The sequence below is a fragment of the Janthinobacterium sp. HH104 genome (assembly GCF_001758715.1).
Lineage (GTDB): Bacteria > Pseudomonadota > Gammaproteobacteria > Burkholderiales > Burkholderiaceae_D > Janthinobacterium > Janthinobacterium aestuarii.
Genome location: NZ_LRIB01000064.1, coordinates 64784 through 77012, shown reverse-complemented (window position 1 = coordinate 77012; position 12229 = coordinate 64784). Strand labels below are relative to the sequence as shown.

Here is a 12229-nt window from a genome sequence, read left to right as displayed (position 1 = left end):
ACCCCTGTACTCACCGTGAAAGGGTGATGTCCTAGGCCTCTAGACGATGGGGACCGCGGAACTTCCAAACAACATCTGCACCACTTCAACGACCAACAAAACCTGACTGCGATTTTGCTGCTGGTGGAGGTAAGCGGGATCGAACCGCTGACCTCTTGCATGCCATGCAAGCGCTCTCCCAGCTGAGCTATACCCCCGTTGGTGCAGAAACAAGAGTATAGCAAAGAAGTTTCACTCTGCAAATACCCTTTTTCGTCTATGAGCAACTTTTCATAGGGGCGGTTTCCGCACCGTATTTTTACGCGTATTTAAGAGCGGCGATTACAGCCACTTTGCCAGACGCGCCAGCACGGTGTCGCGGCCGAAGATCACCACGACCTGGTCGATGGCCGGGGTCTGCAACTGGCCCGTCAAAATCAAGCGCAAAGGCATGGCCAGCAGCGGCATCTTGATGGTATTGGCGGCCAGCACTTCCTTGATCATGGCGGCGACGGCTTCCTTGCTCCACTCCACCGTGGCGATGCGCTCGGCGAATTGCGCCAGCACGGGCTTGATGGCATCCGTGATGTGCTGCGCCACCAGTTCCGCTTCCGGCTGCGGCTCGCGGAAGAACAGCATCGAAGCGGCAGCCAGTTCATTGACCGTGTTGGCGCGCTCTTTCATCATGCCCAGCACTTGCGCCAGGTCCGGCGCGCCTTCGAAGACGGCGCCGGCGGCGACCATTTGCGGACGGGCCAGGTCGGCCAGACGCGTGTTGTCGGCCTGCTTGATATAGTGGTTGTTCAGCCAGGCCAGTTTTTCATTGTTGAACTGGGCCGCCGATTTCGACAGGTGGTTCAGGTTGAACCACTCGCAGAACTGCTCGGTCGAGAACACTTCATCGTCGCCATGGCTCCAGCCCAGGCGCGCCAGGTAGTTCAGCATCGCTTCCGGCAGGAAGCCTTGCGCCGGGTAATCCATCACGCTGACGGCGCCGTGGCGCTTCGACAGCTTTTCGCCATCCGCACCCAAGATCATCGGCAGGTGGCCGTACAGCGGCAGCGGTGCGCCGATGGCGCGCAGGATATTGATCTGGCGCGGGGTGTTGTTGACATGGTCGTCGCCGCGGATCACGTGGGTGATCTGCATGTCCCAGTCATCGACGGCCACGCAGAAGTTGTACGTCGGCGTGCCGTCCGGACGCGCGATCACCAGGTCGTCCAGCTCGCGGTTCGAGATCGTGATCGTGCCCTTGACCACGTCATCCCAGCTCACGTCGCCATCGAGCGGATTCTTGAAGCGCACGACGGGCTTGCGGTCGGCAGGAATGGCAGGCAGCGTCTTGCCTGGTTCCGGGCGCCAGGTGCCGTCGTAGCGCGGCTTTTCGCCAGCGGCGCGCATGCGTTCGCGCATCGCTTCGACTTCTTCCGGCGACGAGTAGCAGTGGTATGCAGTGCCTTCGGCCAGCATCTGCGCCACCACTTCACGGTAGCGGTCCATGCGCTGCATCTGGTAGAACGGGCCTTCGTCGTGGTCCAGGCCCAGCCACTTCATGCCTTCGATGATGGCTTGCACGGCTTCCGGCGTGGAACGCTCCACGTCCGTGTCTTCGATGCGCAGCACGAAGGTGCCGCCGAAGTGGCGGGCATACGCCCAGCTGTATAAAGCGGTGCGGGCGCCGCCCAGGTGCAGATAGCCGGTCGGGCTGGGAGCGAAACGGGTACGGACGGGAGTAGCGGTTGTGGTCATCGAAGTAATCAGGCTTGAATAAGTAAAACGCCATTTTACTCTGTTGACCGCCGCCGCTCCACAAGCGCCGTCACAGCTGCAGCAAGCGCCTTTTTACTTCGTCCGCCTGCGCATGCAGCGCCTGCTCGAACAGGGCCACCAGTTGCGACAAGGGCCGGTGCAAAGGCTTGACCAGATTCACGGTGAACGGCAAGGACACGGCAAAGCGGCGGATCTGCAAGCCCTGCCCCGCATAGTCAAGGGCCGTGAGCGGATTGACGATGGCCAGCCCCACGCCTTCGCGCACCATCGCGCAGACGGAAGCGGCGCTGTGCGTGTCGAGCGCCAGGCGCCGCTCCACGCCGGCCTGCGCGAAGATGGCGTCGATCTGCTGGCGATACGGGTCGACGGCGGCCAGGCTGATGAAAGGCTGGCCCGCGAAGTCCGCCGGCTGCAGCACGGCCTTGCCGGCGAGCGCATGGCCATCGGGCAGCACGCACACCTCATCGACGGACATCAGGGTGGCGAGCGCCGTGCCCGGCGGGGCATTGTCCACTTCCGTCAGGCCGATATCGTGGCGCTGCGCCGACAGCCACTCTTCCAGCAGCGGCGACTCCTGCGGCGTGATGCTGATGCTCACCTTGGGAAAATCGGCGACGAAGCGCTTGCACGCCTGCGGCAGCAAGGACTGGGAAAACACAGGCAGGCAGGCGATCGACAACTGTCCCTGGTCGAACTGGCGCAAGGCCGCCGCCGTGCTGACGATGCGCTCCAGGCCGAAATACGCGCGCTGCACTTCCTCGAACAGCTGCAGCGCCTGGGCCGTCGGACGCAGCCGCCCCCGCTCGCGTTCGAACAGGGTCAATCCCGTCAAATGCTCGAGGCGCGCCAGCTCGCGGCTGACGGTGGGCTGCGACGTATGCAGCATGGCGGCGGCGGCCGTCACGCTGCCCGTCGTCATGATGGCGCGAAAGACTTCGATATGGCGCAGGGAGATACTCATGTCCATATCATAAATGAATAAGGTCAGCTTAAATGGATATTTTATGTTTAGCCAAAAAACCCGCATCATGGCCAGCATCGTAGGTCGGATTGGCGGGCAAAGCCCGCGTAATCCGACACCACCCCACAACATGACAAAGACAGCCACCATGAAACCAGTGCCAGACGCCACCCTCGCCCAACTCGCCCAGGAACACGGCACGCCATTGTGGGTGTATGACGCGGCCACCATCCGCGCGCGCATCGCCCAACTGGCGCAGTTCGACACCGTGCGCTTCGCGCAAAAGGCCAATTCGAACATTCACCTGCTGACATTGATGCGCGAAGCGGGCGTGCACGTGGATGCCGTCTCGCTGGGCGAAATCGAACGCGCGCTGCAGGCGGGCTTTACGCCGGCGCAAACGAACGGCGCCGCCGGCGTGGTGTTCACATGCGACCTGTTCGACCGCGCCACCCTGGCGCGCGTGGCGGCGGCAAAAATTGAAGTCAATTGCGGTTCCGTCGACATGCTGCGCCAGCTGGGCCCCGTGTCGCCCGGCCACCGCGTCTGGCTGCGCATCAATCCCGGCTATGGCCATGGCCACAGCAACAAGACCAACACGGGCGGCGAAAACAGCAAGCACGGTATCTGGCACGAAGAGCTGCCGGAGGCGCTGGCCGTCATCCGCGCGCATGGCCTGCACCTGGTGGGCCTGCACATGCACATCGGCTCGGGCGTCGACTACAGCCACCTGGAAACCGTCTGCGGCACCATGGTCGACCTGGTCAAGAACATGGGCCACGACATCGATGCCATTTCCACGGGCGGCGGCCTGTCCGTGCCTTACCGCGAAGGCGAGCAACCCGTCGATACGGACCACTACTTCCAGCTGTGGGATGCGGCGCGCAAGCAGATCGAGGCGCACCTGGGCCATCCCGTGCACCTGGAAATCGAACCGGGCCGCTTCCTCGTGGCCGACGCGGGCTTGCTGGTGGCCGAAGTGCGCACCACCAAGCAAATGGGCGGCAACCACTTCACCCTGCTCGACACGGGCTTCAATGAACTGATGCGCCCCGCCATGTACGGCAGCTACCATGAAATGTCGGTGATCGCGCATGATGGCCGCGCATTAAACGCCCAGCGCGCCACCGTCGTCGGCGGCCCCTTGTGCGAATCGGGCGACGTGTTTACCCAGCGCGATGGCGGCGTCGTGGAAACCCGCTTGCTACCGGCTGCGCAGGTGGGCGACTACGTGGTCTTCGAAGGCGCGGGCGCGTATGGCGCGTCCATGTCGTCGAACTACAACAGCCGCCCCCATGCGGCCGAATACCTGGTCGATGGGGAGCAATCCCGCTTGATTCGCCGCCGCCAAACGGTGGCCGAACTGATCGCGCTGGAACAACTGTAAAACCGCGCCCGCGTGCGGGCATGCGCATCTGCTAACATCGTGCAACTCGATGAAAGCCCGCCATGCCCGTTCCCGCACTACCCTCACGCAGCGCCAGCCCGCGGCTGCTGCCTCTGCTGCCCCTGCTGCTGTCCGCCGTCCTCGCCGGCTGCGCTTCACTGCCCTCGCTGGAAGGCCGCGTCCCTTCCCAAGTCGTCACCGATACCGCGCACACCCAACTGGCCACGGCCATTGCGCCCATGGTGGCGCAGCATCCGGGCGTGTCCGGCATCTATCCGCTGGTCGACGGGCGCGACGCCTTTGCCGCGCGCGCCCTGCTGGCCGCCGCCGCCCAGCGCAGCCTGGACGTGCAGTACTACATCTGGCACAAGGACATCACGGGCACCCTGCTGTTCGACGCCCTGCGCCAGGCGGCCGAACGGGGCGTGCGCGTGCGCCTGCTGCTCGACGATAACAACACGGCGGGCCTGGACCAGACCCTGACCATGCTGGGCAAGCAGCAGAATCTGGAAATCCGCCTGTTCAATCCCTTTATTCCCCGCGCGCCGCGCGCACTGGCCTTTGCTACGGATTTTTCCCGCCTCAACCGGCGCATGCACAACAAATCGTTCACGGCCGACAACCAGGCCACCATCGTTGGCGGGCGCAATGTGGGCGACGAATATTTTGGCGCGGCCGGCGACGTGCTGTTTGCCGACCTGGACGTGCTGGCCATCGGCCCCGTTGTCGATGACGTCTCGCACGATTTCGACCGCTACTGGAATAGCGCCTCGGCCTACCCGGCCAGGCTGCTGCTGACCAGCCCAGTCGAAGGCGACGCGGCCACCATCGCCGCCGAGGCGGACCGCATCGACGACACCAAGGCGGCCGAGGAATACGTGCAGGCGCTGCGCACCTCGCCCTTCGTCAAGCAGATGATGGAACGCACCCTGCCCTTCGAATGGGCCAGGACGCGCATGGTCAGCGACGACCCGGCCAAGGTGCTGGACAAGGCCAGGCCAGGCACGGGCGTAGCGGAAAACCTGCAAAACCTGCTGGGCGTGCCAAAAAAGGAAGTGGACCTGGTATCGCCGTATTTCGTGCCCGGCAAATCGGGCACGCAAGCCTTTGCCGACCTGGCGAAAAAAGGCGTGGGCGTGCGCATCCTGACGAATGCGCTGGAAGCGACCGACGTGGCGGCCGTGCATGCCGGTTATGCGAAGTGGAGGAAACCGCTGCTGGAAGCGGGCGTGCTGCTGTACGAATCGCGCCGCTCGTGGGAAGCGGGCGATGCGCGCGAGCAGACGGGCCGCTTCGGCAGCTCCGCATCGAGCCTGCATGCGAAGACCTTTGCCGTCGACGACCAGCGCATCTTTGTCGGCTCGTTCAACTTCGACCCGCGCTCGATCGAATTGAACACGGAAATGGGCCTCGTCATCGACAGCCCCGCGCTGGCCAGCCAGCTGGGTCTAGCCATGCGCACCACGATCCCGCAGCGCGCCTACCAGGTGCTGCTTGGCGACGACGGCGCGCTGTACTGGCTCGCCCGCGACGCCAGCGGCGCCACCACGCGCTACGACACGGAACCAGGCACCAGCGTGTGGAAGCGCATGGGCGTGGCGATTCTGTCGGTGCTGCCGATCGATTGGCTGTTGTAAGCGGTTTTGCCAACGTTGTTGTCGGATTACGCGGGGCTTTGCCCCGCTAATCCGACCTACGCTCTTCACAAGGCCAAGGCCGGTCGTGTTGGTGGCGGCGCCGAAACGCAAACAACGCCGGTCAAATTGGCGGCGGCGCCGACATGCAAACCCCGTAGGTCGGCTTAGCGCGCAGCGCGTAAGCCGACAACACCACTGCCCAAGAGCCTTACCGCACCGCTTCCGTCAAAATCCGCCCTTCCGACGCCGACGGCTGGCGTATGCGCAGCAGGTGGGCCAAGGTCGGTGCGATGTCGACCACTTCCGCGTACTGGCCATAGGCGCCCGGCTTGATCCAGCGGGGGCCGAAAACCATCAGCGGCACGTTGGTGTCGTACGTGTATGGCGTGCCGTGCGAGGTGCCGCCACTGCCCTTGCCGAAGTACCAGGCCGGCTTTGTTACGACCATCAGGTCACCCGACAGCTGGCGGTTCCAGGCGCGACGCATCAAGGTGTCCATGCGCGTGGCGACGGCTCCCGTTTCCATTTGCGTGCGCGTGTAGACTTGAGCCAGGCCGTCCTGCTGCATAAGAAAGCGGGCCGCCGCATCTTCCAGGGCGGCGCGATGGACGCCGCTCTTTTCCGCCAGCGCGTAATCGAGGTAGATATTCGGCAGCGACGACGCCGTCACCAGCTTGTCGATGCCCAGGTTTGTCGCCAGGTGCTGATTCAGCGCATCGACCAGTTTGGCGCCATCGATGCGCTTGGCGGAAAAGCCGCGCGTTTCGGAAAATTCCGGCACGTTGGCGAAACCATGGTCGGCCGTCAGCACCACCAGCACGTTATCCATGCCGACTTTTTTATCCAGGTCGGCAAAGAAGCCGGCCAGCATGCGGTCCAGGCGCTGCAGGTGGTCGTGCGACATCTTGCTTTCCGGGCCGTAGGCATGGTTCACGTAGTCGTGCGCGGACAAGCTCACGCCGAGGATATCGGGCACGCCGGCCGGATTACGGCCCAGGTTTTCGCCATCGATGGCGGCGCGGGCGAATTCCAGGGTCAGCTCGTCGAGGAAAGGACCGGACTTCAGGCGGCTGTAGTACTCGCCATCGAGCTTGCCGCTGTCGCTGTAGTAGGCAAACGGGAAGGTGTTGCGCGCGCCCGGCTTGGCCGCCACAAGATCATCACGGGCGTCGCGCGCATAGGCCGAATCGGCCAGCAGCGGCGTCCAGCTCTTGCCGTAATAGCGGTCCTGCGGTTTGGAGGCCTGGTAGCGCTGCACCCATTGCGGGTGCTGCTGCATATAGTAAGTGCTGCTGGCGAAGTTGCCCGTCTTTTCCATGTACATATAGGCCGTGCCCGTTTTCCCGGCCAGCAGGATGGCGCCGCGGTCCTTGCCCGACACGGTGACGACCTTGGCCTTGTCACCCGTCGAATAACGCAGTTCGTCGCCGAGGGTGCTCACGCGCAGCTTGGTCGGCGCCGTGCCGTCATCGGGCTGCGTCTCTTCGCCGATGTAATGGAAATTGCCATCCTCGGTGCAGTACACGGATTTCTTCGTGACGGGATCGATCCAGTTATTGCCGATCACGCCATGCTGATACGGGTAGGCGCCCGACAGCACGGCCGAGTGGCCGATGGCGGTGACCGTGATGCCGTGCGCCTGGTGCGCATCGCTGAACCACGCGCCCTGTTCCAGCAGGCGGCGGAAACCGCCCTGGCCGAACTGGTCGCGGTAGCGCGTCACCTGCTCTTGCGGCAAGCCGTCCACCACCAGCACCACGACCAGCTTCGGCTGCGCCGCAGTATTGGGCACCGCCTTGGCCGCATGCGCGTGGCACGCCGCCACGCCAGCGGCCAGCAGCAGCGCCTGCGCCAGTTGCCGGGAAAGGGAGAAAGGTTTCGTCATATCCGCTCATCAAAAGTTAGGCCACTGGGCAGCATACGCCGACTATATGACGCAATGATGACAGAAGCAATAACAAGAAAAAGGCCGGGGCCCATTGCTGGAACCCGGCCCGATGCCGAAACAGATGAATTTACCTGGCTTACTTGACCGTCACCTTGATGCTTTTGGCCAGCTCCGGACCATACGACTGGTGTGCGCCGTTTGCGAACTGCATCGTCAGGGTGTACTGGCCCGGCGGCAAGGTGACGTCCGTTTCCGTTTGTCCTTTGCCGAAATGCAAATGCTTGTCATCCATTGGGATCATTTCGCCCGCCTTCATCGGCCCCGTATTGATGAGCAGATGATGGTGGCCCGTCTTGGCCGTCATGTCGCCAGCTGGCTTGACGTCCATGCCACTGACGGCAAACTTGACCTTGAACGGGCTCGCCACTGTCGCGCCATCGGCTGGCTCGACGAAGGAAACGGATTGCGCAAACGCGCTGGCGGCCAGCAGGCTGCCGGCGATCACGGCGGCTGCTTGACGCAGGAATACGGTGTTCAATTGCATGATGTCTCCTCTTGTTAAATAACAACACGGACTGCATGAAACCATATTCCTGCTGACCTTGGCGCATGGGAGCGCCAAGCACAACAATTAGTCGTTCTTGATGACGATGCTTGGGAACTTGCTCGTCATATCCTTCGCCTTTTCCGCCACCTTGATCGCGATGGTGCGGGCGATCTGCTTGTAGATCACGGCGACGGGGCCTTCCGGCTCGGCCACGACGGTGGGCGTGCCCGAATCCGTTTGCTGGCGAATCGCCATGGTCAGCGGCAAGGCGCCGAGGAATTCCACGCCGAAGTCGGCGCACATCTTCGCACCGCCGCCGGCGCCGAAGATTTCTTCCGCATGGCCGCAGTTCGAGCAGATGTGCGTGCTCATGTTTTCCACCACGCCGAGGATAGGAATGCCGACCTTCTCGAACATTTTCAAGCCCTTGCGCGCGTCGAGCAGCGCGATATCCTGCGGCGTCGTGACAATCACGGCGCCCGTGACTGGCACTTTCTGCGACAGGGTCAATTGAATGTCGCCCGTGCCTGGCGGCATGTCGACGATCAAATAATCAAGGTCGCGCCAGTTGGTCTGGTCCAGCAATTGCTGCAAGGCTTGCGTGACCATCGGGCCGCGCCACACCATCGGCTCGTCCGGATCGATCATGAAGCCGATCGAGGACACTTGCAGGCCGTGGTTTTCCATGGGCTCCATGCTCTTGCCGTCGAGGGTCTTCGGCTGGCCGCTGATGCCCAGCATCATCGGTTGCGACGGGCCGTAGATATCGGCGTCGAGCATGCCGACGGTGGCGCCTTCAGCCGCCAGAGCCAGGGCCAGGTTGACGGCCGTGGTCGATTTGCCAACACCGCCCTTGCCGGAAGCGACGGCAATGATGTTTTTCACGTTGCTCATCGGCTTCAAGCCGCGCTGCACCGTGTGCGAAATGATTTTCGACGACACGCCCACGCTGACGTTGCCCACGCCCGGCAGCACGCGCAAGGCGGCCAGCACGGATTTGCGGATCAGGTCGATCTGGCTTTTGGCGGGGTAGCCGAGCTCGATGTCGAGGGAAATATCATCGCCGTCGACCTTCAGATTCTTGACGGTTTTACTGGAAACGAAATCTTTATGTGTATTTGGATCAATAACCTGGGCCAGTGCGGCCTTGACGTCTTCTACTGTGATGCTCATGACTATCTCCGTATGCAATACGCGCAGTCTAGCGCAAAATCGCCATGCGCGATGGAGGCAAAAGCATCACTTGCCGGCGCTGCATCTGCTCATATTGCCTTTCCGCTGTTAAAATGTCCTATTATCCATCCCAAAAGTGCATCAATCATGACTCGCAAGCTGTTCGTCACCACTGCCCTGCCTTACGCAAACGCCGCTTTTCACATTGGCCACATCATGGAATACATCCAGGCCGATATCTGGGTCCGGTTCCAGCGAATGCAACGCGATGGCGAAGCCGGCCGTGAAGTGCACTTTGTGGGCGCCGACGATACGCATGGCACGCCGATCATGATCGCCGCCGAAAAGGAAGGCATCACGCCGCAGCAATTCGTCGCCAACATCGCGGCCGGCCGCGCCCAGTATCTCGATGGCTTCCATATCGCCTTCGACAACTGGTATTCGACCGATTCGCCGGAAAACGTCGACCTGTCGCAATCGATCTACCGCAAGCTGCGCGATACGGGCCTGATCGTCACGAAAACCGTCGACCGCTTCTTCGACCCGGTCAAAGGCATGTTCCTGGCCGACCGCAACATCAAGGGCGAATGCCCGAAATGCGGCGCCAAGAACCAGTACGGCGACAATTGCGAAGTGTGCGGCGCCGCCTACCAGCCGACCGACCTGGTCAACCCGTTCTCCGTGTTTACCAACGCGACGCCCGTGATGAAGCCGTCGGAACAGTATTTCTTCAAGCTGTCCGACCCGCGCTGCTTCGAATTCCTCAAGGATTGGCTCAACACGCCAGGCCGCTTGCAGCCGGAAATGGTCAACAAGGTCAGCGAATGGCTGGGCGAAGCCGGTGAAAAGCTGGCCGACTGGGATATCTCGCGCGACGCGCCCTACTTCGGCATCCCGATTCCCGATGCACCAGGTAAATTCTTCTATGTGTGGATGGATGCGCCCGTCGGTTACCTGGCCAGCCTGAAAAACTATTGCGACAAGAAAGGCATCGATTTCGACGCCTTCCTGAATGACCCGTCGACGGAACAGATCCACTTCATCGGCAAGGACATCGTTTCCTTCCATTTGCTGTTCTGGCCCGCCATGCTGAAGTTCGCCAATCACCCGGTGATCGACAAACTGAAAGTCAACGTGCATGGCTTCCTGACGGTCAACAACGAAAAAATGTCGAAGTCGCGCGGCACGGGCATCTCGCCGCTGCGCTACCTGGACCTGGGCATGAACCCGGAATGGCTGCGCTACTACATCGCCTTCAAGCTGAACTCGAAAGTGGAAGACCTGGACTTCAACGGCGAAGATTTTGTCGCCCGCGTGAACAGCGACCTGATCGGCAAATACGTGAACATCGCCAGCCGCTGCGCCGGCTTCATCGCCAAGCGTTTCGACGGCAAGCTGGCGTCGACGCTGTCGGAAGGCGCGCAAAGCTGGATCAACCGCGCGCTGACGGTGGACGTCAACGGCGTCATCGTCGAGCGCCAGACCAGCATCGCTGCGCACTTCGAGAACCGCGAATTCGGCAAGGCCTTGCGCGAAATCATGGAAATCGCCGACATCACCAACCAGTATGTCGATGAAAACAAGCCGTGGATTTTGGCCAAGGACGCGGACAAGACCGCGGAGCTGCACGACGTATGCACGACGGCCCTGATCCTGTTCCGCCAGTTGACGATCCTGCTGTCGCCGGTCCTGCCGGGCGTGGCGAAGAACGTGGCATCGTTCCTCAACGACGCAGAATTCACTTGGGCCGACACGCAGGTGTTCGGCGACGCCGTCTCGAACAGCATGCTGGGCCGCACCATCGGCGCCTACAGCCATTTGATGACGCGCATGGATGCGAAGATGATCGAAGCGCTGTTCGACGCGCCGCAAGCGGCCGCCGCCATTGCCGCGCCGGCCGGCGACGCCGCGAATGACGCCGCAGCTCCAGTGGCAGCCGCTGCCGCCATCGAAGAACTGGCGCCCGAGATCAAGATCGACGACTTCCTCAAGGTCGACCTGCGCATCGCCAAGATCGTCAACTGCGAACTGGTCGACGGCTCGGACAAGCTGCTGCGCCTGACCCTGGATGCGGGCGAAGGCCGCTTGCGCAATGTGTTCTCCGGCATCCGCTCGGCTTACCAGCCGGAAGAACTGGTCGGCAAGCTGACGGTGCTGGTGGCCAACCTGGCGCCGCGCAAGATGAAGTTCGGCATTTCCGAAGGCATGGTCATGGCCGCGTCCGCCGCCGACGAGAAAGCGAATCCGGGCATCTACATCCTGAACCCGTGGCCGGGCGCCGAACCTGGCATGCGCATCCGCTAAGCGCCCACAAGGACCGATGATGAATATCGTGGTGCGCGAAGCAACGAATGCCGATGCACAGCTGATGGCCGAGCTGACCCGCGCCGCATGGGCCGGCAAGGTGGCAGCCTCGTCCAGTGGACACCACGAGACGGCCGAGCAAGTGGCGGAGCAATTGCGCCACGGCGGCGGTTTTCTGTTGCTGATCGACGACATTCCCGCCGGTTCGCTGCGCTGGATGCCGCTCGACAGCGACCCCGCCATCTGGAAGATTTCACGCATGGGCGTGCTGCCCGCCTACCGGGGCAGCCACGTCTCGCAGCACTTGCTCGAAGCCATCATTCATCACGGCCTGTCCTGCCAGGCCGAGGAATTGCGCCTGGCAGTGCGGCGCGACCAGCGCAAGCTGATCGATTTTTATGCGGCCTTCGAATTCGACCTGGCCGAAGAACTGGAATATTCGCACGCCAACCCCGCAGAACCGGCACCGATGGTGATGCGGCGTTTGCTGCGTTATTGATTTTTAGCAATTTCGCCCCGGACTTGCCGATACAACAACCCGCCAAGCCGCACGGCGCGGTAAAATACGGCCGGCTGACCTTAC

General features: G+C 62.3%; 9 protein-coding genes and 1 tRNA gene. 4 read left to right on the top strand and 6 right to left on the bottom strand.

From position 1 onward, the window contains the following. Positions 1-121 precede the first annotated feature (121 nt). The 3 genes from JAB6_RS28215 to JAB6_RS28205 form a co-directional block, all read right to left on the bottom strand. Positions 122-197: transfer RNA gene (locus tag JAB6_RS28215), tRNA-Ala, on the bottom strand. Positions 198-321: 124 nt separating this feature from the next. Continuing rightward, positions 322-1728, bottom strand: a complete 1407-nt coding sequence (gene gltX, locus JAB6_RS28210; RefSeq protein WP_070306167.1) for a glutamate--tRNA ligase — start codon at positions 1726-1728, stop codon at positions 322-324. Positions 1729-1798: 70 nt separating this feature from the next. Then, positions 1799-2710 (bottom strand): LysR family transcriptional regulator, encoded by a 912-nt coding sequence (locus JAB6_RS28205; RefSeq protein ID WP_070306165.1) that lies wholly within the window; start codon positions 2708-2710, stop codon positions 1799-1801. A 148-nt stretch (positions 2711-2858) separates the two neighbouring features. Here JAB6_RS28205 and lysA point away from each other — a divergent pair, with 148 nt between their 5' ends. Together lysA and JAB6_RS28195 are read left to right on the top strand one after the other, a co-directional pair. Next, complete coding sequence (gene lysA, locus JAB6_RS28200) at positions 2859-4097, top strand: diaminopimelate decarboxylase (protein WP_070306163.1); 1239 nt, start codon at positions 2859-2861, stop codon at positions 4095-4097. A 62-nt stretch (positions 4098-4159) separates the two neighbouring features. After that, positions 4160-5734 (top strand): phospholipase D family protein, encoded by a 1575-nt coding sequence (locus JAB6_RS28195; RefSeq protein ID WP_070306161.1) that lies wholly within the window; start codon positions 4160-4162, stop codon positions 5732-5734. 208 nt (positions 5735-5942) lie between these two features. Here JAB6_RS28195 and JAB6_RS28190 read toward each other — a convergent pair whose 3' ends face one another. The 3 genes from JAB6_RS28190 to apbC all read right to left on the bottom strand — a co-directional run bounded on the left by JAB6_RS28190 (position 5943) and on the right by apbC (position 9342). After that, on the bottom strand, positions 5943-7619 hold the full coding sequence (locus JAB6_RS28190) for an alkaline phosphatase family protein (RefSeq protein WP_070306160.1): 1677 nt from the start codon (positions 7617-7619) through the stop codon (positions 5943-5945). A 139-nt stretch (positions 7620-7758) separates the two neighbouring features. Continuing rightward, positions 7759-8166, bottom strand: coding sequence for a DUF4399 domain-containing protein (locus JAB6_RS28185; protein WP_034758310.1), 408 nt, complete (start codon positions 8164-8166; stop codon positions 7759-7761). Between the two features lie 87 nt (positions 8167-8253). After that, positions 8254-9342, bottom strand: coding sequence for an iron-sulfur cluster carrier protein ApbC (apbC, locus tag JAB6_RS28180; protein WP_034758315.1), 1089 nt, complete (start codon positions 9340-9342; stop codon positions 8254-8256). A gap of 147 nt (positions 9343-9489) precedes the next feature. On the opposite strand from apbC, the gene metG reads away from it, so the two are divergent. Both metG and JAB6_RS28170 read left to right on the top strand, forming a co-directional pair. After that, positions 9490-11646: a methionine--tRNA ligase gene (gene metG, locus JAB6_RS28175; RefSeq protein ID WP_070306158.1), complete on the top strand. Its 2157-nt coding sequence runs from the start codon at positions 9490-9492 to the stop codon at positions 11644-11646. Positions 11647-11665: 19 nt separating this feature from the next. Then, positions 11666-12145: a GNAT family N-acetyltransferase gene (locus tag JAB6_RS28170; RefSeq protein WP_034758490.1), complete on the top strand. Its 480-nt coding sequence runs from the start codon at positions 11666-11668 to the stop codon at positions 12143-12145. Positions 12146-12229: the final 84 nt, after the last annotated feature.